The organism is Rhizobium sp. LEGMi-198b, assembly GCF_054114205.1.
The window spans coordinates 1-23,554 of the sequence record NZ_JBSYVH010000007.1 but is presented as its reverse complement, the minus strand read 5'-3'; the positions used below and the strand labels follow the sequence as shown (position 1 = coordinate 23,554).

Sequence of the window (23,554 nt, the reverse complement as noted above, 5' to 3'; positions counted from 1 at the left end):
CGACTGGGAAACCTCTCAATGCATTCAACGTCTTGCGCCGATGTCCTGCTCATTTGTGGCTTGCTATATCTGATCGCCATGGGCTCTTTCTTCTTCAAGAGGCATGCTGGCGAGTTAACGCGGCCCTCAAGATGGAGTTCCTTCGATTGCGCCGCTCCAGACCGACGCCGCTTAAGAGGTCCTGACATCAAAGGGCCACCGAAGACTTTGGCGGCTTGCTCGCCGGCCTCTCCGTGACCTCAATTCGCCCATCATTGGATCCGGCTCCCTTGGCTTCGCAGTGGCCGAATACCTGCCTTTGCTACGCGGTTGCTGGATGAATTTGCCTGACGCATCGGACTTCACTCTCGGGAAGATGGCTTCCCGGCGGCTTGCACTTTCATAATTGTATTCTTACTAAACACTCATTGTGTACAACAAGTACACAATTATTGACACGAGCGGCTAGGCGTGCAATGATCCCCTCATCAGGAAAGAGAAGCGGAGTTTTCCCATGGCGAAGACCGTTAAGAGCAGCCTCTATGAGGACTTGAAGCGCCAGATCCTGACGATGGAGCTGGATCCCGATGCCGATCTTGATGAGGTGAGCCTCAGCGTGCGCTACGGCCTTTCGCGCACCCCGGTTCGCGACATCTTCCGGCGGCTGGCGGGGGAGGGCTATATCGATATTCGCGAGAACCGCGGAGCTCGGGTCATTCCGATGAACCACGCGACGCTCAGGAACTTCTTTCTGGTTGCGCCGATGATTTACGCGGCGATCGGCCGCCTCGCGGTACAGAACTTCAAGCCGGCCCAGCTTGCCGATCTGAAGGAGACGCAGGAGCGCTTTCGCCAGGCCAGCGTGGACATGGACGCGTTTACGATGGTTCTCGAGAACAATCGTTTCCACGAAATCTTCGGCGAGATGTCGGCCAACGTCTATCTGCAGCCGAGCCTCGGCCGGCTCCTGATCGACCATGCGCGCATCGGGCACACCTTCTTCCGTCCGAGAAATCAGGACATGCGGCGCCGCCTGCAGGTGGCGGTCGAGCACCATGACAGCTTCATCGAGGCCTTGAGCGCTCACGACGAAGACGCCGTCGTCGACCTGGTCTTCGAGCATTGGGAACTGTCCCGCGAGAACATGGAAATGTTCATCGCGCCACAAGGACTTAAGTCGGACGCCATGATCGGCGGTCCGAGCGTGCAATCATTGGAGAAACTGCCGTGAAGTTTGAAGGTATCTACACGCCTGCGATCACGCCGCTGAGCTCGGACGGGCAGATCGACCGGGCCGGGTTTGCTGCGGTCCTGGAATCCCTGATCGATGCCGGCGTGCATGGCATCATCGTCGGCGGATCGACGGGCGAATATTATGCCCAGAGCAGCCAGGAGCGTTTCGAGCTCGGCGCCTATGCCAAGGAGGTGATCGGCAACCGGTTGCCGCTGATCATCGGCACCGGCGCGACGCGGACCGAAGATTCGGTCGAATATGCCAAGGCGGCGAAGGACATCGGCGCCGATGCGATCCTGGTGTCGTCGCCTCCTTATGCCCTGCCGACCGAGCGCGAAAACGCCGTTCATGCGCTGACCGTCGACCGCGCCGCCAACCTGCCGATCATGCTCTACAACTATCCCGCCCGCATGGGTGTGATGATGGGCGAGGAGTATTTCTCCCGCGTCGGCAAATCCAAGAACGTGGTGGCGATCAAGGAAAGCTCCGGCGACATGGGCAACCTGCATCGGCTCGCCCGCAAGTTTCCGCACATCGCGCTGTCCTGCGGCTGGGATGACCAGGCGCTCGAATTCTTCGCCTGGGGCGCCAGGAGCTGGGTCTGCGCCGGCTCCAACTTCCTACCGCGCGAACACGTGGCGCTCTACGAGGCCTGTGTCATCGAGAAGAACTTCGACAAGGGCCGGGCGATCATGGCGGCGATGCTGCCGCTGATGGATTTCCTCGAATGCGGCAAATTCGTGCAGTCGATCAAGCACGGCTGCGAGATCATCGGCCTGAAAGCCGGTCCGGTCCGCGCGCCGCTGCGCGGACTGAACTCCGAAGAGAAAAGAACCCTTGAGACCGTTGTGTCCACCTTGAAGCGCACGGTCGCCCAGATCACCTCGGGAGCCAATCATGCATGAACCCTTGACCGCAGCCGAATACAAGGCAATCGCCGCCGGCCTTCAGTTCCCGACCAATGCCTTCATCGATGGCAGCTTCCGTCCGGCCAATTCCGGCAAGACGTTCAAGACGACGAACCCGGCCACCGGCGAACTTCTGGCGGACGTTGCCGCCTGTGATGAAAGCGATGTCGATTACGCCGTCCTCAAGGCAAGAGAGGCGTTCGAGGATGGCCGCTGGCGTCAGCTGTCGCCCGGCGAGCGCAAGGCGACGCTGATCAAGTTCGCCAAGCTCCTGGAAGACAACCGCCATGAACTGGCGGTGATGGAAAGCCTCGACAGCGGCAAGCCGGTTCGCGAATGCCAGACCGTCGACGTGCCCGATACCATCCACACCCTTCGCTGGCACGCCGAGGCAATCGACAAGCTCTATGACAACACCAATCCGGTCGGCCCGAATGCGCTGGCGATGGTGGTGCGCGAGCCGATCGGTGTCGTCGGCTGCGTCCTGCCCTGGAACTTCCCGCTTTTGATGCTCGCCTGGAAGATCGGCCCGGCATTGGCTGCCGGTTGCTCGGTCGTCGTCAAGCCGGCGCAGGAGACGACGCTGACGACGCTGCGGGTTGCCGAACTTGCGCATGAAGCCGGCATCCCGGCCGGTGTCTTCAATGTCGTCACCGGCAGCGGCCGGGAGGTCGGCGAGCCGCTCGGCCTGCACATGGATGTCGACATGGTGGCCTTCACCGGCTCGACGCCGACCGGCCGGCGCTTCCTGCATTATTCCGCCGATTCCAACCTGAAGAAGGTCGTGCTCGAATGCGGCGGCAAGAACCCGGCCGTGGTGCTGGAGGATGCAGAGGATCTCGATCTCGTCGCCGAGCAGGTGGTGAATGGCGCCTTCTGGAACATGGGCGAAAACTGCAGCGCCAGTTCCCGCCTCATCGTCCATGCCAAGATCAAGGACGAGCTTTTGAAGCGCATCGGTGCCTATATGCGCGAGTGGAAGACGGGCGATCCGCTCGATCCGGAAAACCGCGTCGGTGCTCTCGTCAGCAAGAACCACTATGAGAAGGTCACCTCCTTCCTCGACGACGTCAAAAGCGAGAAGCTGACGATCGCCCATGGCGGCGAAACACATGGCGGCATCTTCGTCGAGCCGACGGTTGTCGACGGCGTCACCTCCTCCAGCCGGCTGTTCAAGGAAGAAATCTTCGGGCCGATCCTGTCGGTGACGACGTTCAACACGCTGGCCGAGGCCGTCGCCCTTGCCAACGACACCAATTATGGCCTGACGGCATCGGTCTATACCGGCAGCCTGAAGCATGCGATCCGCCTGTCGCGCGACATCCGAGCCGGCCTCGTCACCGTTAACTGCTTCGGCGAAGGCGACGCGACGACCCCGTTCGGCGGCTACAAGGAATCCGGCTTCGGCGGTCGCGACAAGTCGATCTTCGCACACGACAACTATTGCGAACTCAAGACCATCTGGATCGACATCTCCGATCGCTCCGTCGACGAGACCATCCGATGACCCGGCATGTGATCAAGCGCCTACCGATTGATACCGGCGTTTCGGGATGGGAGGCGATCAGCGAACGCGCCTATCCCGTGACGGCGCTTGACCACGACATTACTGCGGACTGGCTGATCATCGGCGCAGGATTTGCCGGGCTATCTGCGGCCCGGCGCCTCTCGCAATCGCGGCCGCAGGACAAGATCGTCATTCTTGAGGCTCGTGAACTCGCAAAAGGACCGGCCGGACGAAATTCCGGCTTCATGATCGACGTGCCGCACAATCTCTCGTCCGGCGAGTACTCGGTTGCCGACGAGCAGTCCACCAAGGACGAGATCAGACAGAACCGCCTGGCAATCGCGTTCGCCGCGGATGTTGCGGCCGAGTATGGCCTGTCCAAGGAAACATTCGATCCATCGGGCAAGACGAACGCCGCTGCGTCGGACAGGGGCCTGGGGCTCAACGAGAATTACAGAAAGTCCCTCGAGAAGATCGGCGAAGATTATCGCGTTCTCGATGCCGATCAGATGCGGGAAATGACCGGCTCGCACTATTATCGAGGAGGGCTCTATACCCCAGGGGCCGTGCTGATCCAGCCGGCGGAATATATCCGGGGCTTGGCGCGCGGATTGCGATCAAAAATCGATCTTTACGAGCATTCACCGGTGCTGGAGCTTTCGCGCGAAGGCAGGTTCTGGAAGGCCAAGTCAAACCGCGGATCCGTGTCTGCGCCGAAGGTCATTCTGGGTGTGAACGGCCACATCGAAAGCTTCGGCCACTTTCGCCGCCGCTTGATGCACATCTTTACCTACGCATCGATGACAACCGCCTTCTCACAGAACGAATATGGCGGTGTTACCGGAGCGGACCGCTGGGCGCTTCTGCCCGCAGATCCCATGGGCGCGACCGTACGCAAGATCACCACAAACGGCCTGTCCCGTATCGTCATAAGGACGAGGTTCACATACGATCCAAGCCTCCAGGTGTCGGATAGGCGTGTCGCCGGCATAGCTGCCGAGCAGCGCCGGTCATTCGATGCCCGTTTCCCCGGACTGAAAGGCCTGCCCCTGGAATATAGCTGGGCCGGTGCGCTGTGCCTCAGCCGGAACCATGTGCCAGCATTTGGTGAGGTCGAAGAAGGGCTCTTTTCTGCCTGCTGCGAAAATGGCCTCGGCACCGTCAAGAGCACACTCGCGGGGATGATGGCTGCCGATCTGGCGACAGGGGCGGGTAGCCCTGAACTCGAACAATACAGAAATCAACCGGAGCCGAGCAAGTTGCCGCCCGAGCCGATCGCGTGGCTCGGCGTGAACTCGGTCATCCGGCTGCAGGAGTTGCGTGCAGGCCGCGAGGGATGATCCCTCGCCGCGCAATAATGAGGATCGAGCCAAGCGCAGATCTTCAGAAGAATGGGAACGAGAACTAGGAGTAAAAACAATGAAGGCTTTGTGGAAGGCGCTTTGCGCCGCTGCGATGATCGGAATGAGCATGTTTCCTGCTCATGCTGAAGAAAAGACCATCACCATCGGCACCATGTCCTGGGAGGATCTGACCCCTATCACGGGCATCACCAAAAAGGTCCTCGAAGATTCGGGCTATACGGTCAAGGTTCTGCCCTTTTCGGAATGGGGTATCGCCTACGCTGCCTTGAGCAAGGGTGACATTCAGATCCTTGCATCTCAGACCGATTATGTTGCTCAGGACTATTGGGACAAGAACAAGAACCGTCTGGAGAAAATCTCGCCGGTTTCCCACGGCCTTTACCAAGCCATCGCCGTCCCCAACTACGTTCCGATCGACTCTACGGACCAGCTGAACGACAATGCCGACAAGTTCGGCGGCAAGATCGTCGGCATCGAGCCGGGCTCGGGCCTGATGCGTGACGCGGCCAATGCCGTCAAAGAATACGGTCTTAAGCTGCAACTCGTGGAAGGCAGCACGGCAGCTATGACCGCTGCTCTGAAATCGGCCATTGATCGCAAGGAATGGATTGCCGTTACGATCTGGGAACCGTCTTGGATGATGCAGAAGTATCCGGTCAAGTTCCTCAAGGATCCGAAGGGCGTGTTCCCGCCTCCGCAGAGCTACTACTGGATCGGCAAGAAGGGTTTTTCGGCTGACAATCCACATGCTCGCGAAGTCATCGCCAGCGTCTATGTTCCGCTTGCTGATATCACGGCGATGAACGGCGCCGTCAGCGATGGCAAGACCATGGATCAGGCCGTCCAGGATTGGATCGGAGCCCATGCCGACCTGATCAAGCGCTGGGAAAACATCAAGAAAAACTAATCGTATCCTGGCCGTCCGGCTCGCCGGGCGGCCATCCTGAAGCCCAACGAGAGAAGCCAGCACCAATTGGCTCAAAGGGGATCGCTATGAAAACAAATGTCGATACCAATGAAGTTCTGATTGACTGCCAATCCGTCTGGAAAGTCTTCGGAGACAAGTCCGCCGCCGCGATGAAGTCCATCGGAGAGCGCGGTCTCGGGAAAAAGCAGGTCCTGCAGGAGTTCAACTGTGTCGTCGGCGTGTCCGATGCGAGCATCGAGGTTCGGCGCGGCGAAATCTTCTGCATCATGGGCCTGTCGGGCAGCGGTAAGTCGACGCTGATCCGTCTCCTCAACAAGCTGATTACGCCCAGCGCCGGAAAGGTTCTGGTCAAGGGACGGGACCTGGCCGCCTTATCTCCCGTCGATCTGCGGCAGATGCGCGCCCGGCATATCGGAATGGTCTTTCAGAGCGTCGCACTCTTGCCGCACAAGACGGTCCTGGAGAATGCGGCCTTCGGCCTCGAGGTGCAGGGAATTCCAAAGTCCGAGCGAAACGAGACGGCACGCGCGGCCTTGGAGAAGGTCGGCCTTGCTGATTGGACGAACCGCTATCCTCAGGAACTTTCCGGCGGCATGCAGCAACGCGTCGGCCTTGCTCGCGCGCTAGCTGCCGATCCGGAAATCATTCTCATGGACGAGCCGTTCAGCGCGCTGGATCCTCTGATCCGGCGGCAGCTTCAGGACGAATTCCGGCAGCTTACCAAAGCTCTCGGGAAGTCCGCTGTCTTCATTACCCACGATCTCGACGAGGCCATCCGGATCGGCGACCGCATCGCAATCATGAAGGATGGCGTGATCATCCAGACCGGCACCGCCGAGGAGATCATCCTCAATCCCGCTGACGACTACGTCGCAGAATTCGTTGCCGGGATATCGCGCCTTCATCTGATCAAGGCGCATTCCGTCATGCGCAGCGTCGCCGAGTTCCAGCAGAGTCAGCCGAATTCCGACATTTCTTCGTTGGCACGCACGACACCGGACGCAGATATCGACGAGCTCATCACATTGACGATGCAGTCGAACCGCGACGCCATTGCTGTCGTGGACAATGGTCAGGTGATCGGCGTCGTCACACCGCGAAGCTTGTTGATGGGCGTCAAGGGAACGTCCACCAGCAATCTCGCCGCGGCGTGACACCTAACTGGAGTTCAGCGACATGGAAAGTTCAGGCTTTACCGATGTTTTTGACGAATGGACGGACTCCGCCCTCGGCTGGGTGAGCGACAATGGCGAGTCCCTTTTCGACAATGTTCGATGGGTTCTCGAAGGGCTCTACGGTGCAATCCTATGGCTTCTCGAGCTCCCACCATTCTATGTGGTTGCTCTTGTCGTCGCCCTTATCGGCTGGCGGCTGGTCAATATCTGGTTTGCCGTGCTCAGCGGCGTTGCGCTTGCCCTCTGCTTTTCCATGGGGCTTTGGCCGGAAACGATGAGCACTCTGGCTCTGGTGCTCACCGCGACCGTACTCGCGCTAGCGCTTGGAATTCCGATCGGCATCGCCGCCGGGTTCTTCACCGCGCTGGATCGCTTCATGGAGCCCGGCCTCGATTTGATCCAGACGCTTCCGCCATATATCTACCTGCTGCCGGCGATCGCGCTGCTCGGCTACGGGCCGGCGACGGCGCTGATCGCCACGATCGTCGTTGCGATGCCGCCGGCCATCAGACTGACGTCGCTGGGTATCCGGATGACGCCGAAGGAGTTCATCGAACTCGGCGAGGCGAGCGGCATCAGGCCGAGCCAGATGTTCTTCAAGATCCGCTTGCCGTTTGCTCTTCCGAGCATCATGGCCGGTATCAACCAGAGCCTTATGATGGCATTCGGGATGGTCGTCATCGCGGGTATCGTCGGCTCCGGCGGGCTGGGAGAGACGATCTACGGTGCGATCCGCACGCTCGATATCGCAACATCCATCAACGGTGCGATCGCCATCGTGGTTCTGACGATGGTGATTGACCGGATCACCCAGAGCGCCGCAAGCTTCGGTACGGGGAGGAAGCCATGAGCCCTTCGATCCTGCAGTTTTCACCAGGCGCCTTCCTTGCCCCGGCGGTCGACTGGCTGAACACCAACCTTCATCCGCTGTTCGCGGCGATCAGCACTATCATCGAGGCAGTCCTTTCAGGGATCGAGGCGGCTCTGCTCTTCGTGCCGTCCTATGCGCTGATCGCGATCGTTGTCGTTCTGGCATTTGTGGCCGTGGGGCTCCGCGCCGCGATCCTGTCGGGCCTTTGCCTTGGGTTTTGCCTTCTCGTCGGACTCTGGACGGCGTCCATGCAGACCGTTGCCTTGGTGACAGTCGCCGTCCTGATATCCGTTCTCATCGCGTTTCCGATCGGTGTTCTCTGCTCCCGCTATAAGGCCCTGCAAGCGACGGTGCGGCCGATACTGGACGTGATGCAGACCGTTCCGCCGTGGGTCTACCTCATTCCGGCCGTGATGATCTTCAGCCTTGGGCGGGTGCCGGCAATCATAGCCACCATTGTCTATGGCATTCCGCCGATGCTCCGGTTGACCACGCTCGCATTCAACCAGGTGCCGAGGGAGTTCAAGGAGCTCGGCAGTGCCATCGGTGCGCATCCCCGTGCCATCCTTTGGAAGATTGAAATTCCTTTGGCAAAGCGGACCCTTCTGGTCGGCCTCAATCAGTGCATTCTTCTCTCTCTGGCGATGGTGGTCTTGGCCGGTCTGGTCGGCGCAGGTGGCCTCGGCGCGGAGGTCACGCGCGGTCTGACACGCATGGAGATGGGTCTGGGTCTCAGGGCTGGTTTGGCAATCGTGGCGGTCGCGCTGCTCCTCGACAGGCTGTCCCGCGGTCTGCTGGACCGTGACAAGCTTCCAGTGTCGAAATGACATCAAGGACACCCACGATGAGAAACAGCTTTTTCTGCATCGATGCGCACACCTGCGGAAATCCCGTGCGGCTGGTCGCAGGCGGCGGTCCGCTTCTGCCGCACGCACCGATGGGCGAGCGGCGAGAGATATTTCTTCGGGATCATGATTGGGTCCGCAAGGCGCTGATGTTCGAGCCGAGGGGGCACGACATCATGTCCGGCGCGATCATATATCCGGCCTACCGCGATGATTGCGACATAGCGGTCCTGTTCATCGAGGTCAGCGGTTGCCTGCCGATGTGCGGGGCAGGCACCATCGGGCTTGTTACCGCTGCGATCGAGGAAGGTCTGGTTCAGCCGCGCGAGCCCGGGAAGCTCTCGATAGAAACCCCCGCTGGAAGGGTGGATGTCACGTTCGAGACGAGCGGAGATCATGTCGATTCCGTCCGGCTCTTCAATGTGCCGAGTTATCTCCACGCAGCGGATGTTGAGGTGAATGTGCCTGGCATGGGACGTCTGCGTGTCGATATTGCCTATGGCGGCAACTACTACGCGGTGGTGGAGCCGCAAGAAAACTGGAGCGGTCTCGACGGCATGACTGCGGCCGATATCGTCGGTTGCAGTCAGAAGCTCAGGACCGCTTTCGCCGGCATATGTGATCCGATCCATCCGGATGATGCCCGCATTCGTGGCGTTCACCATGCGATATGGTGCGATCGTCCGGTCAACGATGCCTCCGATGGCCGTTGCGCGGTGTTTTATGGTGAAAAGGCCATCGATCGGTCGCCGGGCGGCACCGGCACATCAGCGCGGATGGCGCAATTGCATGCAAAGGGACGTCTGGCTGTCGGATCGACATACCGTCATGAAAGCTTGATCGGAACCATCTTCGAAGGCCGGCTCGAAGCCGAGGTTAGTATCGGAGCTTATAAAGGCATCCTTCCGAGCATCGGAGGCTGGGCACGCGTCATCGGCCACAACACGATTTTTGTCGATGAACGCGATCCACTCGCGCACGGCTTCCAGATCCGATAAAATAGGTCTTTGCGGTCTTTGGAAGCGGCAGGGAGATAAAGAGATGCTTGAGAAATATCGGCCGGAAGATGACGTCGTCACGTCCGCCAGCCGTCTCAAGGTGGGGTTCATCTTGGCGCGGTCGTTCACTTTGTCCGCCTTCGCGCTCTTCGTGGATACGTTGCGGCTTGCAAGCGACAAACAGGATCGTTCCGGAAGGGTTCTTGCGGACTGGCAGGTGATTGGAAGCACGAGGCACCTCATAGCCTCGAGCTGTGGCGTCCAGGTCGCTCCGACGTCGGATCTCGTTGATCCCTCGCGGTTCGACTACATCGCGGTCGTCGGCGGCCTTCTGACCGTCGAAAACCCCGTCGACCAGGAGACAATTGCATATCTCAAGCAGGCGGACGCCAAGAAGGTGCCACTGATCGGCGTGTGCACCGGGTCATTCATTCTTGCTGCGGCGGGCCTCATGAAACGGCACGAATCCTGTGTAAGCTGGCTGCATTACGAGAAGTTTCGAGAGCGCTTCCCCGAGCTCAAGGTCCGCTCCGACCGACTGTTCAATCTCGATCGCCAGCGAGGATCGTGCGCAGGCGGCAGCAGCGCCGCCGACTTGGCGGCATTGCTGGTCAGGAAATACATCAGCCGTGACGCGGAGCGAAATGCGCTGGAGGTCCTGCAGATCGAGAAGGCCCGAACCACCGCGGACATCCAGCCCCGTCGTCCGCTGTACGAAGACTATGACGATGCCCGCGTGAAGGCGGCAATGATCGCAATGGAACAGTTCGTCGATGGCAGCCTGCCGATTCCCAAGTTGGCTGCCAAGGTTGGACTGTCACGGCGGCAACTGGAGAGAATTTTCATCGAAAAGACGGGAATGTCTCCTGCCAAGGCATACAACCGGGTTCGCATGGAGCGGGCGAAGTCGATTCTTGCCCGGTCGAAGGCGCCTCTCATCGAGATCGCGCTGGATGTCGGATTTGAAAACACGTCGCAGTTCACGAGGACATTCAAGCGCACATTTGGGCAGACGCCGTCGCAACATCGCGCGGCGGTTTTGAGCGCCCGCTCCGTTTGATTGATACGATCACGGACTTAATGCGGTACCTATGAGGAGACTTCGCTGAACCACCGCGACGCGGCCTCAGCAGCCTGCTCAAGGTTAGGGGCAGCGTCAGCCGCCCAGGCGACGACGCCGTCCGGGCGCACGAGCACAGCGCTTAACCCCAGCCGATCCCTGACATCACTTGCGATATAAGTTATCCGCCCACGCCAGCGGCTTGCAAGCGCGCGCAGGGGAGAGCGCAGGTCAAAGTCCAGCAGGATGCCTTGCCCCTTCCTGAGAAGTTCTCCGAGCGTTGTCCCGTCGGTCAACTCGAAATCGGGTACGCTGCGGCCGATCAGCGGGTGGAGGCTTGCAAGGTCGTAGCGGAGTGAAACGCCCCACACCCGCTCGGCGAAGTATGTCGCGCCGTCGTGCGTGTCGATGAGGTCGCGGATGATGGCTTCGAGCGCGCGCGAACTCTGGGTCGGCCGCATGAGCGCGACCTGGGCGCGCGACCAGTCGAGGACCTGAGCTCCGACTGGATGCCGTTCACGCCAGTAGCTGTCAAGCAGATCGGTCGGGGCATCGCCGCGGATGATGGCAGCAAGTTTCCAGCCAAGGTTCATCGCGTCGCCAAGCCCGAGATTGAGCCCTTGGCCACCCAATGGCGAGTGGATGTGCGCGGCGTCGCCGGCGAGCAGCACTCGTCCTTTTCGATAGGTGGTCGCTTGATAGGCGCGGTCCGTCCAGGTCGTAGCGAGCCCGAGGGCCGTCACTGTGACCTCGGCGCCGGAGACACGGCGCAATACCGCCTGCACATGGTCAAGCGTGATCGGCTGGGTTCGATGGAAAGCGCCACCGTCGAAATCGACCATCGCGATCGTTCCTGGCGGCGCGTAGTTATACATGCCCGTTGGCGTGTAGGTACGGCCCGGTCGGAGCTTGTCCGGATCAGCCAACTCGACTTCGGCCGAATAGCCGGTGAACTCGGGATCCGTACCGACAAAGTCGAAGCCGCCAGCCTTGCGCACAGTGCTGCGGCCGCCATCACATCCAACAAGCCAGCGTCCGAGGATGGTCTCGCCGCCGGCGCGGACGGTCACGTCTTCGTCCGCTTGATCGAACGTCTCGACGCCGAAGCCGCGCCGGATCTCGACACCCATCGCGCCTGCCCGAGCGGCGAGGGCATTTTCGAGCGACTCCATGTCCACCATCATGCTGGTCCCGGCAGGGCTCGGCAGACGATATGGCCACTGCGATGTGTCGATGTTGTCATAGTAGAACTGGATGCCGGCGAAATGACCGGCCGGCCGGCGCGGCTGTTGCATCCAGTGGGCGGCTGATCGCGTTGCGCCCAAGATATCGTTCTCGCGCTGCGCCGCGACGACGGCGTCCAAAAGGCCGCGACGGTGGAAGGCTTCGATGGTGGGAGACGAAAGGCCGCGCATGCCGAACGGCAGGCGCTTCAAGGGGGAGCGTGGATCCTCGGCCTGCTCCAGCACCAGCACTGAAAGATCGAAGAGCTGCAGCTCGCAGGCGAGAAACAAGCCGACAGGGCCGGCTCCGGCAATCACAACATCATAGGGGATCGGGTGGTGGCTGGGCATGAAGTACTCCTGTGTCGATGTTCGACCGGAGCGTTCCTCGATTTTGAGTACCACACGGACGAACGATTGGGCGCCCGGGCGGCGTCCGATGTTCGTCGTGGGGATCTCGTGCACGAAGCCAAAGACCAGAGCTTTCGTTACCGAAAGGACTTGGGCTTACCAGACCAAGTCCGCCTTTTCCGACGTCGGCTGTATAACGGATTGGCGACTGGTCTGCAACGGGAGCTTGGCTTCTCTAGGCGCGGCAGAGCTGAAAGGACAGTGCGGAGGAGCGCTCCTAATGGACGCGATCCGTCAAATCCTGAAGCGAAAATAGGCTTCCAGGTCAAAACGTGATAGTTTTACGACAGCCTTTGAACGGTGCCGACCTATATCCCGACCCATAACAACAACCGAGGATACACCGATGCATAAGCTGCTCATCTCCACCGCGATTGCCAGTATCGTTGGATTCAGTGCGGCGTCGGCCGCGGATGTTGTAACCCAGGCGCCGGAAGCGCCTGTCGTTGTAACTCCGGCAGGTTTCACTTGGGCGGGTGCCTATGCCGGTATTCGTGGCGGCGGCAATTGGGTCAATGGAGATTTCAGTATTCCCGGCGCAAGCGCGTCTGAAGATTTGAGCGGCGGCCTCGTCGGTGGCTTCATCGGCTACAATTGGCAATTTGAGAATAATGTTGTGCTCGGCCTCGAAGGCGACCTCAATTATAACTGGAACAAAGATACTATCGCACCCGGCATCGATGTTTGGACGGACATTGATGGTTCGGTCCGCGCCCGCCTCGGCTATGCTTTCGATCGCGCTCTGATCTATGCGACAGGCGGCTGGGAAGCGACGCGTGGGTTTGTCGACACGGGCAGCAAAGACACCAAAACCTTCAACGGCTGGACGGTTGGCGCCGGCGTTGATTATGCCTTCACCAATCGGGTCTTCGGACGCTTGGAATACCGCTACACCGACTTCGGCGATAAGGATATCAACGGCGTGAACGTCGATCTGAAGCAGAACGCCGTTGTCGTCGGTATCGGCGTGAAATTCTGGTGATTGCTTCAGCAGATAACGTCAGGCGCCTCGCAAGTCGGGGCACCTCATCGGAAGACGGTCCTCAGCCTTATGGCAGCGGGACGTCAGCACGGTCTCTAGGCTGAGGAGGAAGCCATGCTGGCGCGAGCTCCGCTGGCTCATTGGATCTTCTGAAGCGCGCTCCCCTTATGCGCTGCAATATGGTCGGTCTTGTCGCTCTTGATTTCGTACTGCGGATCGTCGGCCGAAGCGCGATGCGTATGGCCTTTATAATCGAAATCGCGGGTGTGAATTTTTGTGATCGTGCCGCTGACATGGCCCGCCTCGGAATTCCAGCTCACGCGATCGCCAACCTTGAATGTTTTTCCCACGGCGCTTTGCTTCCGTACCGGACTCTCTTACGCCATTAACGCGACCTCATGCTCTTTGTTCATTCAGCGCGAAAGTACTGGCGGCCGCTAAAGAGCGTGAACCGTGAACTGCAGATAGGCGGCAAGGCTGGCGGCCGAAAGTCCCACAATGATGACGGGATGGGCGAGGCCCTTGCTGATGGTCGCAAGTGCCAGGCCGAGCAGAACGATCATTCCTCCCAGTAACAATCCTTTGTCGGCAACGGAGAGCGCGAGGGCGGACAGGCAGACGGCCGCGGCGACCATCGTCACCGGCATCTGGTTTTGAAGAGGCTCGCTTCGGCTTGTGAAGGTGAGCAGGAACCTGTTCCAGCTCAGCCCGAGAGAAATGCTTAGAAGCAAGGAGGGGAGAACATGCCACATGAAATATCGTCTCTTCTGATGTCGATCATAGAGAAGCAATCCATGTGCCAAAGGTGAGAAACTGCGATTTCGCAAGGGCAAGTCGGGACGCCGACAAGGTTGGCTGCCTGTTTGGAAGTCGATTTGCCGTTCTCTTCGGCATTCAAGTTGGACATTACGGCTAAGGCCTGAGAGCTCAGCGGTATCGCAACTCGGTTTGCGTGACGACCACATCCATGGGAATGTCGTCAGCAAGGGGATGAATGGTGGCGATCTTCTGGGACTCGAAGCCGACGCCGATGGTAAAGGGCTTGCGGTCGAAACTAGCCAGTGTTCTGTCGAAAAAGCCGCCCCCATAACCAAGCCGGAAGCATTCAGCATCGAAGCCGACGAGGGGCGCTATGACGATGTCCGGAACGGCTTGCACACCTTCCGCTGGCACTGGGATATTCCAAACGCCACGTTCAAGCCGGTCACCCATTTTCCACGACCGGAATATCAATGGTTCGGCTTTGGCGACGACCACGGGCAGCAGGCAAATGGCGCCACGGGCAGTCAAGGCGGCCATCCATCCTCGGAGATCGGGTTCTCCGAGGAACGGCCAAAACAGGCTTATGTGTTTACCGGAGACCTTGGTGACAATCTGGTCAAGATGGCTCGCGATGGCGCGCGTATAGTCCTTGCGCTGCGCTACCGGTAAGGCCCTGCGTTCATCGATCAGCTTCTGCCGTTCCGGCTTTCGCCAGGCAAAGACCTCTGAGTCCGTGGCAAAGGCGGGCGAAATGCCGCTATAGGCGGGATCGACTTCGTGCAGCATGCACGCGGGCGACGCGTATTCATGCGCTTCTTCGTCCATCTCCGATCGATCTGATTTTGTCATCCGCTCTTTGATCTCTCCCGCTTGACGGTTCGAGGCGAAAACCCGCTTGAGCAGCGGCAATGATTTTTATATAGGGAACGATATGGTAATTTAATTCCTGAATCGAGATCTTTTTGGACCTTTCATCGATCGAGATATTCCTCGCCGTCGCTTGCGACCGCAGCGTGACCAAGGCGGCCAAAGCCGTCGGCCGCGCGCCGTCGAATGTGACGACCCGAATTCAGCAGTTGGAAGATGATCTCGGCGTCCTGCTCTTCAGCCGCGACGGCAAAAAGATGACTTTGACGCGAGAAGGCGAGACATTTCTGGTCTATGCCAATCGCCTCGCCGCCTTGGCGCTGGAAGCGAGACAGGCCGTCAGGCCCCTGCAACCTTCCGGGACATTGCGTGTCGGGACGATGGAGAGCACGGCGGCAAGCCGATTGCCGGCAGCGCTCACCCAATTCAACCGGATGTGGCCCGATGTGTCGCTTCATCTGACATTGGGTGCATCGCGCGATCTCACCCGGGACGTTCTTGATGACGTATTGGACTGTGCGCTGATCGCCCGCCCGCCGAAAACGATGCTTGACGAAGATGCGGATTTTGATGCCGAGCTTGAGAGCCTTGAAGTAGAACCTATCTTTGTCGAGGATTTATTGCTCGTATTGCCGTCCGGGCATCCGCCCATTCAATCCGCCGCCGACTTGCGGGTCGGATCGCTCGCCGCACTGGAACCCGGATGCACCTATCGAAGGATTGCCGAAAGCTGGGCGCGAAAATCGAGTGGCTTGCAGACGAGAGAGCTTGGCTCCTACCACGCGATCCTGGCAAGCGTGGCAACCGGGAGCGCGGCAGGTGTCATGCCGAAATCGGTTCTCGATCTCATGCACTGGCCGACGAGTTCCCCAACTCATCAACTGGGAGCCATCGACACGATCCTCATCTATCGCAGGAATGATCGGCCAACCGCCTTCAAAGCGTTTCACGAAGTCCTCAGCGCGGCCAAGAGCCGGGATCCGCGCCTGGTGACGAACTAAACGGCGCCTCCGCCCACTCACAAACAATCTTTCCTAAACTGGTTTCATCATGCAGCACCCAGACTCCCCTAAGGTGGGGCCGAGCCGTTTCCGCTTGTTTTCGCCAATCCTCGCTGGGGCAACCCTGCATGAACGATTGATGGCTTGCCTTGGGGCCTTGATCGGTATCGGCCTTACCGGCGTCATCAGCGGCTATCTCTTCGGGCAAGGACCCCATCTACCGCTCATCGTCGCACCGATGGGCGCATCGGCGGTGCTTCTTTTCGCGGTCCCGTCCAGTCCGCTTGCCCAGCCCTGGTCGATTATCGGCGGCAACACCATTTCCGCCATGATGGGCATCATTGCAGGCTATTTCATTCATGATCCGATTATCGCAATCGGGGTCGGCGTCTCACTTGCGATCGGCGCGATGTCTTTCACCCGATGCCTCCATCCACCCGGCGGCGCGGCAGCTCTGACCGCCGTTCTCGGCGGCCCGGTCGTTGCAAGTTGGGGTTTCTTCTTTCCGTTCATCCCCGTGGCCCTGAATTCCTGCATACTGGTCGGCCTCGGCCTGCTGTTTCACAGGTTTTCCAAGCGCAACTATCCGCATGTTGTCGCAAAGCCGGCGGAGAACACCCATCAGACGCGTGACCTGCCGTCGGTCCTGCGTGTAGGCTTCCGCGAAGAAGACGTCGATGCCGCTCTGGCCGCGCTCGATGAGACCTTCGATATCGATCGGGCAGATCTCAGCCGCCTGCTGCGGCAAGTCGAATTGCAGGCAGCGGTCCGTTCGCACGGCAACATAAGCTGCGCCGACATCATGTCACGCGATGTCGTCGCCATCGGCGAGGGCACCGAGCCGGATCATGCCCGGCATCTTCTGTTGAAGCACAACATCCGCACACTGCCGGTAAAGGATCGGGAAGGCCGCTTGATCGGTACGATTGGCCTGCGTGAATTGTCTGACAGCATCGATAGCATCGCGGGCGCGATATCGAAGCCGGCCGTGGCGGACGCAGCCGATCCTGCACTATCGCTGTTGCCTGTTCTGACCGACGGGCGCACGCATGCGGTGATTATCGTGGACACCGACCGCCGTGTCCTTGGCCTGATATCGCAGACGGATCTTCTGGGTGCCATGGCGCGGCTTTTGTCAAACAACAACGCGGCGGCGCTGGCCGACGCTTGAGGCACGTCATGGCTGCCAATGCCTCTGGGTATAGCCGTCACATTTATGTCCAAGCGATCAGCCAATAACGAAACGTGAGGGCAATATCATTGCTCAGCGTCGCCACTAACTGTGCGCTGCAGCAAAAAAGATATGAAATGCATTGCGCTGCGCAAGACGGGCGCTTGACCATTTCGATTTCGGCGCCATTTGAGCCCCAGCCTTCGATTTCGTGACCTTGCACGGCTGCTTCGGCGGGAACCAGATGGAGTTGTAACATCGCTAATGAATCGGATGAAAGCTTGAGGTCGCCGCCTTCCTGGGAAACGGGAAGCGCGATTCTCGAGTCGGACGAGATCGTCTTCGAACACTTGAGCGAGAACCGGTCCGGCGCGGCGCTGAAAGGGGCGGTCTGGTCGGCGTTGGATACGCTGATACCGACGGCGCTGAACAGCCTCGTTTTCATTGTCACGTCGAGATATCTGCTGCCGCAGGACTTTGGCCTTGTGGCGCTGGCCTTCAGTATCGTGAGCTTTGCCGCCGGCCTTGGGCCGACCGCGTTCGGCGAAGCGTTGATCCAGCAGAAGACCATTCGCCAAAGCCACCTCGATACCGTGTTCTGGCTGTCGTTCGCGTCGGCGGCGATCCTTTACCTCGTGCTTTTCGCGGGATCCTCCTACATTGCGCATGCCCTGGGCCATGACGAAATCGTCGGCTTGCTGATGATTATCGGCTTGAAGATTTTCTTCGACATGATGATCATCGTTCCCAATGCCCTTATCGGCCGCACGATGTCCTTTCATCTCGCCGCCGTCCGCACGGCGATCGCCACGGTCGTATCGGGCCTCGTATGCCTGGCCTTGATTTTCGCCGGCTTCGGCCTCTGGGCACTGGCGATCGCGCAGATCGCCGCACCTGCCGCCGGATGCATAGCCGCCTTCTGGGGCGCGGGATGGCTTCCGGGTGTGCGGATCAAGTGGAGCAGTCTTCGCGAGCTCCTGCATTACGGCGTCTTCGCGTCCGGCAATCGCTTCCTCCAGTCCATGAGCCTCGATCAGCTCATCATAGGCACGCTCGTCAGCCCGGCCGCGCTCGGCATCTATAATTTCGCCCGGCGGCTTTTCGAAATGATCAACAACGTTGTTGCCGGGGGGCTGACCTCGGTCACGCACGTTCTCCTGTCGTCGCTGCAGCATGATCAGAATAAGGTCCGTGAGGCATTCCTCATGGCAACGTTTGGCTGCTCGCTGGTGTCGTTTCCGGCCTTCATGGGTCTTGCCGCCGTAGCAGACGACGCCATTCCGTTGATCTTCGGGCAACACTGGGCGGCTGCGATCTGGCCGGTGCGGTTTTTCTGCGTCATCGGATTGATGAGCGGCATCGGCGTTGTCCAGGCATCCTTGATTACCAGCCAGGGCAAGTCGGACTGGTGGTTCTACTACCAGCTCGTGCGAAACATCGTCACGATCATCACCGTGCTGCTGCTTTACCCATATGGCGTGACCACCATCGTCTTCGCGCTGATGCTCGAAGTGCTGCTTCTTTGGCCGGTAACGCTCTGGATGGTTTCGCGCTTGATTGCACTCAGCGTCGGAGCTTATTTCGCCCAGTTCCTTAGGCCGATAGCTGCCTATGTCGGAATGCTTGCCGCCGTGCTCGGCGCTTCGGCATTGCTGCAGGACTGGAGCCCGGCCTCGCGCCTGGCGATCGAAATATCCGTCGGCGCGATCGTCTATACGAGCCTGATCTTCATCCTTTGCCGGGAGAGAGCTCTTTTCCTGGCAAAGACAATGCTCCGGCGGCGCTAACTTTCGTTCGGCTCAGCGGCCGAGCATCGAAATCGATTGTTTATTCCAATGTCCCTGTCGGATGCAGGGCCGATGCGATCGCAAAAGAGGGAATTATGTCACTCGTTACGTTCATCATTCCGGTTCGACACCAGGACAATGCCAAGGATTGGCCGGCGCTGAAAGAACGGTTGTCCCAAACCGTGGCGTCGATTGCCGGTCAATCGAACCCCGACTGGAGCGCCGTCATCGTTGCGAATGAGGGGGCGGATCTCCCCGATCTGCCGCCGCAATTTTCAGTCGAACGCGTTACGTTTCCCCCGAACCAGCTCCACGATTTGGATAGCGCGGACAGAGAAAAGGTCTACGACGCGTTCCGCCTGGACAAGGGCCGCCGCGTGATGAGCGGTATGCTTTCAGCCCGGGATTCGCGGTTTTTTATGATCGTAGACGATGATGACTTCGTCAGCGCCAATATCGTCAGCTACGTTGCGCAGCATCCGGACACGAACGGCTGGAAGATCGACAAGGGCTACCTCTGGAACGAAGGCGGCCGGTTGATCATGCATTACGATGATTTCGCGAATTACTGCGGCACATCATTGATCGTACAATCGCGTCTCTACGACCTTCCGGCGACACTTGCGGTTGCCGATGTCGACTATGTGAAGTCGATGCTGGGCAGTCATGTGCGTATCGCAAACATATTGGCCGAGCGCGGCACGCCCCTCGAGGCGCTGCCGTTTCGCGGCGCCATTTACCGGGTTGGGCATAGCGGTGCGCACAGCAAGTCCGCCAGTCTGCTGTCGACCTATTTTTTCAATACCCGCGCCCTTCGGCGCCCTCGCCAACTTCTTCGCAATCTCACGCGGGTTCGTCCGCTCGATCGCGGCCTGCGCAACGAATTTTTCGGTGCTGCCAGCGCCAACAACGTGAAATGGTGATCAGTTGTGAAAGCATCCGATAGTTCAGCGACGGGAGAAGACCTTAGGTCGATCCCTGTTCCACCGCAGCGACGCTCGCTTCAGGCGGGTCGGACAAGCCATCGATATGCATCGCTCGACGCGATGCGGGGGCTCGCGGCATTTGCGGTCGTTGTCTATCACCTTCAACGACCTTATGCGCATTTGGCCTATGTCGCGGTCGACTTCTTTTTCGTTCTGAGCGGCTTCGTCATTGCAAGGGCATATAGCGAAAAGCTCGCCAGCGGCATGCCGCTGGCGGCCTTTATGAAAGCCCGCTACGCGCGCCTCTATCCGTTGTTCATACTCGGAACCTTCTATGGACTGGTGCAATTGCTGGCCCATTGGAATTGGTCGACCGACAGTGTCGGCGATTTGCTCGCAAGCTTGATTTCGACCGCATTCATGCTGCCGTCTCCGAGCTTTCTGACGAGATCCGCAACGGATTTGTGGCCGTTATACCCTTTGAACGGGCCTGCGTGGTCGCTGTTCTGGGAGCTGCTCGTCAATCTGGTATTCGCCCTGATGCTTTTCAGGATGAGAACGAAATATCTAGCTATTGTCGCGGCGGCATCACTTGGCTGTCTGCTCGCATCCGTCGCCTTGCACCGCTCCCTCGACCTTGGCTGGGAATGGCGATCGGTCGACGGTGGACTGGCTCGCGTGTTTTTCTCGTTTGTCGTCGGCATGATCATATTCAGGCTTCAGAAAGACAGGCGGCCCGTCACCACCTATTTTGCGCTCCTGCCGATCTCCTTGATTTTCGCTCTGCTGTTTCTGCCGACCTATTCGCTGAAATTCGCCCTGCTCTTCTGCATCATCATCTCGCCGCTTATCGTTCTTGCCGGCACATATCTGGAAATTCCGGAGAAGATTCAGCCGATTGGCATATTTCTCGGCTACCTCTCCTATCCGATCTATATGTGTCACAGGGGCTTTACCGAAATATATGAGCACTTCGTCCACAGCGATCACATGTCGCCGTGGCTCTACATCGGAGGCTTTTTGGTGCTGATTTCGGTGATATCGCTTTTGTCGGCCCAGCTTGTCTCCACCGTGCCGAGATTTGCGTTTTCCGCAAAGGTGCGAACGCCGTAGACGCCAAAGCGTTTGATCGGAGGCGGGAACGATTCTCCCGCCGGTGGTCGTTCTTCATTTCGGTTTGATATATGAGCGTGTATATCTGCGGAAGGGGTGAAGCAATGTTCGTTGAGCGCGCGCAAAATGGGGATTTTATTGTCGATTCTTCGGAAATCGCCGATCGGTTTGGTCTCTCGCTTGCAGAATTTCGCCGCTACATGCAGCGCGGCTCCGTCACCTCTTCCGTGGAGGTGGGCACGGAAGATCACGCGGGAACGAAACGCCTTTCCTTGCGACTAGGCAACCGCATGTGGCGCGCGATTCTCGATGACGAGAACAGGGTGAAGCACGAGGAAATGACATTTCTCGGCAGGCAGCATGCGACACCCAAATCCTGATACGACCCCTTCTACTGCGATGGTATCGAGGAATCCCTTTTCCCCGCGTGTATTGTGCGCAGCGCTGTAATCACCCGGTCAGCCATATTGGCGCAGCGGGCACCATCGAAGGGAAAGAGGGCGGAAAATGCCCCGGAAAACTGCTTTTCTATCGAAAGCCGCATCATCTTGCGGGCACGGTGCAGCCGGGTCTTGGTGGTCTCCGGCTTGATGTTGAGGAGGGATGCCGTCTCCTCCGTGCTGAAGCCCTCCACGTCGCGCAGAATGAAGACCGTGCGGAACTCTGAGGGCAGGGCATCCACTGCATGTTCCAGCAGACGCCTCGTCTGATTTCGCGCCAATTCAGCCTCGGGATCGGCTGGCGCGAGCGAGGAGGGGAAGTGCAACAAACCGCCGCCTGACGCCTTGTTCTGCATGTCGATCTCCTCAAGCCCGGTAAAGTCGCGTCGTCGCTGCATGCGGGCAAACGCTTCGTTGAGCGCAATCCTCGTCAGCCAGGTCGATAAGCTTGAACTGCCGCGGAAGGCGGCGAGGTTGATAAACGCTTGCACATAGGTTGCTTGCACAACGTCCTCCGCCTCAGCGTCGTTGCCGACGATGGCGCGCGCCGTTCGAAACAAGCGCTGGTTGTTGCGCTGGACAATGATCCGGATGGCATCCTCATCGCCAGCCTTGGCGCGAGCGATGAGTTCGGCTTCCGAATAGGTGGAAGGATCCGGCCGTTGTCGCTTGGCTGCGGCGGAGACGGCAGTCATCGTGGCTCCTCTCTCTCCCTACGGCTGTACATTCAGTTCCCCGATCATCATCGGATGAAAGCGGCAGTAAAATTTCACGTCGCCGGTGCGTTCGATGGTCATTTTCTTTTGCGACTTGGCCGGCAGGTCGATGTCGAAGCTGGCATCGCGCGCGGTGGCCGTGTGGCGGAATATATCATCGTTACGCCAGACGATCACGTCGCCGACGTGCAACGTGGCCGGCGGCAGGCCGAATTTCATATTCGCGATGGCGATTTGATATTCGGCCGACTTCGTCACCGTGCTGACCGTCATGAGCAGCAACCCCACGACAATCACCGATAGACGCTTTGTATTCATCGCGCCCATCGCCGGTTCATTTCATCGCCGCGGCAAGATGTTCCGCATGCGTTTGATGTTCCTGGAAGAGTGTAAGGCCGGTCTCCAACAGTGACTTGAGTTCGGCATTCTTTGCCGATGGGATCAGTTGCTTGGAAAGCGCGTCGTTGACCGCCTTGTGATAGGCCACTTCATTGTCGATATAGGCCTTGTCGAAGGCCTTGCCGTCCAACTTGCCGAGCTTGGCCAGTTCCTTGCTGGCTTGGGCACTCAGCGACTTGCTGACGTCATTGTCCTCAGGCGTGACCTTGAGTTTCTTGACCAGCGCCAGCGCCTGCTCGTTAACGGATTTGTGGTCGCGCTCCATAGTCTTGGCGAATTCGACCACCTCCGGATTCTTGCTTTTTTTCACCGCCTGCTCGGCAGCCGTGACGTCGATCTGTCCGGCGGTGTAGGCGATATGGGCGATTTGTGGATCGGAGATTTTCGTATCCGCGGCGATTGCCGCGGTGCTGGCGAAGCCGACCAGGAATGTCGCGGTCAGAATGTGCTTGAACATGATTTCTCTCCCGTTCGTTGTTAATCCCGAGCGAACATTGAATGTCACGCGTCCTTCGTCCGTTGGTCCGGTGTCGGAACTAGCCATTGGATAGAGTTGAGAGAAAAAGGTTCCCAAAAAAATCGCGGACTTTTTGGGGTCAGGTGATTTTTGGGCGAAGGAGCGCTTTGGTTCTTCTTCGTGGAAGAATTTTCGGTCTGAATGATAGAATTCTATCATTCGAATATTTCCCAAGTAGGAGGCCTCAAAAGGAAAAATGTCTGATCCGCTGCTCATTGGGCGCAGCCGCTCTCCATCACGCTCTAGCGAGATCAGCGATGGTTGGTCTGCGCATGGATGGTCCTGAGGTATTCCATCATGAATGAGATGGGCGGTTGATGGAATATGATAGATTCCATCATCGTTGCATTGAGGCAAGCAAAAACTCGAC

At 58.9% G+C, this 23,554-nt stretch carries 24 protein-coding genes; 17 read left to right on the top strand and 7 right to left on the bottom strand.

The genetic code is table 11. The features are described from left to right. Positions 1 to 493 precede the first annotated feature (493 nt). The 10 genes from ACXHXG_RS23835 to ACXHXG_RS23790 all read left to right on the top strand — a co-directional run bounded on the left by ACXHXG_RS23835 (position 494) and on the right by ACXHXG_RS23790 (position 10,869). On the top strand, positions 494 to 1,210 hold the full coding sequence (locus tag ACXHXG_RS23835) for a GntR family transcriptional regulator (RefSeq protein WP_104826585.1): 717 nt from the start codon (positions 494 to 496) through the stop codon (positions 1,208 to 1,210). Beyond that, positions 1,207 to 2,118, top strand: a complete 912-nt coding sequence (locus ACXHXG_RS23830) for a dihydrodipicolinate synthase family protein (RefSeq protein ID WP_285169109.1) — start codon at positions 1,207 to 1,209, stop codon at positions 2,116 to 2,118. The genes ACXHXG_RS23835 and ACXHXG_RS23830 overlap by 4 nt, the downstream gene beginning before the upstream one ends. After that, positions 2,111 to 3,628 carry an aldehyde dehydrogenase gene (locus ACXHXG_RS23825; RefSeq protein WP_457900922.1) on the top strand — a complete coding sequence of 506 codons (1,518 nt, stop codon included), beginning with the start codon at positions 2,111 to 2,113 and terminating at the stop codon, positions 3,626 to 3,628. The genes ACXHXG_RS23830 and ACXHXG_RS23825 overlap by 8 nt, the downstream gene beginning before the upstream one ends. Next, a complete protein-coding gene (locus ACXHXG_RS23820; protein WP_283054188.1) occupies positions 3,625 to 4,968 on the top strand; it encodes an NAD(P)/FAD-dependent oxidoreductase in 1,344 nt (447 codons plus the stop codon). The genes ACXHXG_RS23825 and ACXHXG_RS23820 overlap by 4 nt, the downstream gene beginning before the upstream one ends. Positions 4,969 to 5,047: 79 nt before the next feature. Then, positions 5,048 to 5,899, top strand: a complete 852-nt coding sequence (locus ACXHXG_RS23815) for a glycine betaine ABC transporter substrate-binding protein (RefSeq protein ID WP_104826589.1) — start codon at positions 5,048 to 5,050, stop codon at positions 5,897 to 5,899. A gap of 86 nt (positions 5,900 to 5,985) precedes the next feature. Continuing rightward, on the top strand, positions 5,986 to 7,074 hold the full coding sequence (locus ACXHXG_RS23810; RefSeq protein WP_260305002.1) for a quaternary amine ABC transporter ATP-binding protein: 1,089 nt from the start codon (positions 5,986 to 5,988) through the stop codon (positions 7,072 to 7,074). A 22-nt stretch (positions 7,075 to 7,096) separates the two neighbouring features. Further along, positions 7,097 to 7,945 (top strand): ABC transporter permease, encoded by an 849-nt coding sequence (locus tag ACXHXG_RS23805; RefSeq protein WP_260305003.1) that lies wholly within the window; start codon positions 7,097 to 7,099, stop codon positions 7,943 to 7,945. Then, the gene (locus ACXHXG_RS23800; protein ID WP_260305004.1) at positions 7,942 to 8,793 is read left to right on the top strand and encodes an ABC transporter permease; all 852 of its coding nucleotides are present in this window, start codon (positions 7,942 to 7,944) and stop codon (positions 8,791 to 8,793) included. The genes ACXHXG_RS23805 and ACXHXG_RS23800 overlap by 4 nt, the downstream gene beginning before the upstream one ends. Before the next feature lie 17 nt (positions 8,794 to 8,810). Continuing rightward, positions 8,811 to 9,809, top strand: a complete 999-nt coding sequence (locus ACXHXG_RS23795; RefSeq protein ID WP_457900921.1) for a 4-hydroxyproline epimerase — start codon at positions 8,811 to 8,813, stop codon at positions 9,807 to 9,809. Between the two features lie 43 nt (positions 9,810 to 9,852). Continuing rightward, the gene (locus ACXHXG_RS23790; protein WP_260305006.1) at positions 9,853 to 10,869 is read left to right on the top strand and encodes a GlxA family transcriptional regulator; all 1,017 of its coding nucleotides are present in this window, start codon (positions 9,853 to 9,855) and stop codon (positions 10,867 to 10,869) included. 29 nt (positions 10,870 to 10,898) lie between these two features. Here ACXHXG_RS23790 and ACXHXG_RS23785 read toward each other — a convergent pair whose 3' ends face one another. Then, positions 10,899 to 12,443 (bottom strand): FAD-dependent monooxygenase, encoded by a 1,545-nt coding sequence (locus tag ACXHXG_RS23785; protein WP_457900920.1) that lies wholly within the window; start codon positions 12,441 to 12,443, stop codon positions 10,899 to 10,901. A gap of 406 nt (positions 12,444 to 12,849) precedes the next feature. Here ACXHXG_RS23785 and ACXHXG_RS23780 point away from each other — a divergent pair, with 406 nt between their 5' ends. Then, on the top strand, positions 12,850 to 13,485 hold the full coding sequence (locus tag ACXHXG_RS23780; RefSeq protein WP_457900919.1) for an outer membrane protein: 636 nt from the start codon (positions 12,850 to 12,852) through the stop codon (positions 13,483 to 13,485). Positions 13,486 to 13,622: 137 nt separating this feature from the next. Here ACXHXG_RS23780 and ACXHXG_RS23775 read toward each other — a convergent pair whose 3' ends face one another. From ACXHXG_RS23775 to ACXHXG_RS23765, 3 genes are all read right to left on the bottom strand, one after another. After that, positions 13,623 to 13,835, bottom strand: coding sequence for a hypervirulence associated TUDOR domain-containing protein (locus ACXHXG_RS23775; protein WP_457900918.1), 213 nt, complete (start codon positions 13,833 to 13,835; stop codon positions 13,623 to 13,625). A gap of 87 nt (positions 13,836 to 13,922) precedes the next feature. Further along, positions 13,923 to 14,237: a hypothetical protein gene (locus tag ACXHXG_RS23770; RefSeq protein ID WP_260305010.1), complete on the bottom strand. Its 315-nt coding sequence runs from the start codon at positions 14,235 to 14,237 to the stop codon at positions 13,923 to 13,925. A 175-nt stretch (positions 14,238 to 14,412) separates the two neighbouring features. Further along, a complete protein-coding gene (locus ACXHXG_RS23765; protein ID WP_457900917.1) occupies positions 14,413 to 15,096 on the bottom strand; it encodes a 5-formyltetrahydrofolate cyclo-ligase in 684 nt (227 codons plus the stop codon). Between the two features lie 113 nt (positions 15,097 to 15,209). On the opposite strand from ACXHXG_RS23765, the gene ACXHXG_RS23760 reads away from it, so the two are divergent. The 6 genes from ACXHXG_RS23760 (at position 15,210) to ACXHXG_RS23735 (ending at position 21,492) form a co-directional block, all read left to right on the top strand. Next, complete coding sequence (locus ACXHXG_RS23760; RefSeq protein ID WP_457900916.1) at positions 15,210 to 16,115, top strand: LysR substrate-binding domain-containing protein; 906 nt, start codon at positions 15,210 to 15,212, stop codon at positions 16,113 to 16,115. Between the two features lie 49 nt (positions 16,116 to 16,164). Continuing rightward, positions 16,165 to 17,286 (top strand): HPP family protein, encoded by a 1,122-nt coding sequence (locus tag ACXHXG_RS23755; protein WP_457900915.1) that lies wholly within the window; start codon positions 16,165 to 16,167, stop codon positions 17,284 to 17,286. A 281-nt stretch (positions 17,287 to 17,567) separates the two neighbouring features. Then, complete coding sequence (locus ACXHXG_RS23750; protein ID WP_457900914.1) at positions 17,568 to 19,073, top strand: lipopolysaccharide biosynthesis protein; 1,506 nt, start codon at positions 17,568 to 17,570, stop codon at positions 19,071 to 19,073. A gap of 95 nt (positions 19,074 to 19,168) precedes the next feature. Continuing rightward, positions 19,169 to 19,996, top strand: a complete 828-nt coding sequence (locus ACXHXG_RS23745) for a galactosyl transferase (RefSeq protein WP_457900913.1) — start codon at positions 19,169 to 19,171, stop codon at positions 19,994 to 19,996. 6 nt (positions 19,997 to 20,002) lie between these two features. Next, entirely contained in the window at positions 20,003 to 21,112 is a 1,110-nt protein-coding gene (locus ACXHXG_RS23740; RefSeq protein ID WP_457900912.1) for an acyltransferase family protein, read from the top strand. Between the two features lie 104 nt (positions 21,113 to 21,216). After that, positions 21,217 to 21,492, top strand: coding sequence for a DUF6522 family protein (locus ACXHXG_RS23735; protein WP_457900911.1), 276 nt, complete (start codon positions 21,217 to 21,219; stop codon positions 21,490 to 21,492). Positions 21,493 to 21,503: 11 nt separating this feature from the next. On the opposite strand, the gene ACXHXG_RS23730 is transcribed toward ACXHXG_RS23735, so the two are convergent. The 3 genes from ACXHXG_RS23730 to ACXHXG_RS23720 all read right to left on the bottom strand — a co-directional run bounded on the left by ACXHXG_RS23730 (position 21,504) and on the right by ACXHXG_RS23720 (position 23,124). Beyond that, the gene (locus tag ACXHXG_RS23730) at positions 21,504 to 22,247 is read right to left on the bottom strand and encodes an RNA polymerase sigma factor (RefSeq protein WP_457900910.1); all 744 of its coding nucleotides are present in this window, start codon (positions 22,245 to 22,247) and stop codon (positions 21,504 to 21,506) included. 18 nt (positions 22,248 to 22,265) lie between these two features. Next, complete coding sequence (locus tag ACXHXG_RS23725; RefSeq protein WP_457901159.1) at positions 22,266 to 22,541, bottom strand: cupredoxin domain-containing protein; 276 nt, start codon at positions 22,539 to 22,541, stop codon at positions 22,266 to 22,268. A gap of 61 nt (positions 22,542 to 22,602) precedes the next feature. Next, a complete protein-coding gene (locus tag ACXHXG_RS23720) occupies positions 22,603 to 23,124 on the bottom strand; it encodes a DUF4142 domain-containing protein (protein ID WP_457901158.1) in 522 nt (173 codons plus the stop codon). Positions 23,125 to 23,554: the final 430 nt, after the last annotated feature.

Coding starts and splice junctions, on each gene's coding strand:
- ACXHXG_RS23835 (WP_104826585.1), top strand. CDS start 494: ATGGCGAAGACCGTTAAGAGCAGCCTCTATGAGGACTTGAAGCGCCAG.
- ACXHXG_RS23825 (WP_457900922.1), top strand. CDS start 2,111: ATGCATGAACCCTTGACCGCAGCCGAATACAAGGCAATCGCCGCCGGC.
- ACXHXG_RS23820 (WP_283054188.1), top strand. CDS start 3,625: ATGACCCGGCATGTGATCAAGCGCCTACCGATTGATACCGGCGTTTCG.
- ACXHXG_RS23815 (WP_104826589.1), top strand. CDS start 5,048: ATGAAGGCTTTGTGGAAGGCGCTTTGCGCCGCTGCGATGATCGGAATG.
- ACXHXG_RS23810 (WP_260305002.1), top strand. CDS start 5,986: ATGAAAACAAATGTCGATACCAATGAAGTTCTGATTGACTGCCAATCC.
- ACXHXG_RS23805 (WP_260305003.1), top strand. CDS start 7,097: ATGGAAAGTTCAGGCTTTACCGATGTTTTTGACGAATGGACGGACTCC.
- ACXHXG_RS23800 (WP_260305004.1), top strand. CDS start 7,942: ATGAGCCCTTCGATCCTGCAGTTTTCACCAGGCGCCTTCCTTGCCCCG.
- ACXHXG_RS23795 (WP_457900921.1), top strand. CDS start 8,811: ATGAGAAACAGCTTTTTCTGCATCGATGCGCACACCTGCGGAAATCCC.
- ACXHXG_RS23790 (WP_260305006.1), top strand. CDS start 9,853: ATGCTTGAGAAATATCGGCCGGAAGATGACGTCGTCACGTCCGCCAGC.
- ACXHXG_RS23785 (WP_457900920.1), bottom strand. CDS start 12,443: ATGCCCAGCCACCACCCGATCCCCTATGATGTTGTGATTGCCGGAGCC.
- ACXHXG_RS23780 (WP_457900919.1), top strand. CDS start 12,850: ATGCATAAGCTGCTCATCTCCACCGCGATTGCCAGTATCGTTGGATTC.
- ACXHXG_RS23770 (WP_260305010.1), bottom strand. CDS start 14,237: ATGTGGCATGTTCTCCCCTCCTTGCTTCTAAGCATTTCTCTCGGGCTG.
- ACXHXG_RS23765 (WP_457900917.1), bottom strand. CDS start 15,096: ATGACAAAATCAGATCGATCGGAGATGGACGAAGAAGCGCATGAATAC.
- ACXHXG_RS23755 (WP_457900915.1), top strand. CDS start 16,165: ATGCAGCACCCAGACTCCCCTAAGGTGGGGCCGAGCCGTTTCCGCTTG.
- ACXHXG_RS23745 (WP_457900913.1), top strand. CDS start 19,169: ATGTCACTCGTTACGTTCATCATTCCGGTTCGACACCAGGACAATGCC.
- ACXHXG_RS23735 (WP_457900911.1), top strand. CDS start 21,217: ATGTTCGTTGAGCGCGCGCAAAATGGGGATTTTATTGTCGATTCTTCG.
- ACXHXG_RS23730 (WP_457900910.1), bottom strand. CDS start 22,247: ATGACTGCCGTCTCCGCCGCAGCCAAGCGACAACGGCCGGATCCTTCC.
- ACXHXG_RS23725 (WP_457901159.1), bottom strand. CDS start 22,541: ATGACGGTCAGCACGGTGACGAAGTCGGCCGAATATCAAATCGCCATC.
- ACXHXG_RS23720 (WP_457901158.1), bottom strand. CDS start 23,124: ATGTTCAAGCACATTCTGACCGCGACATTCCTGGTCGGCTTCGCCAGC.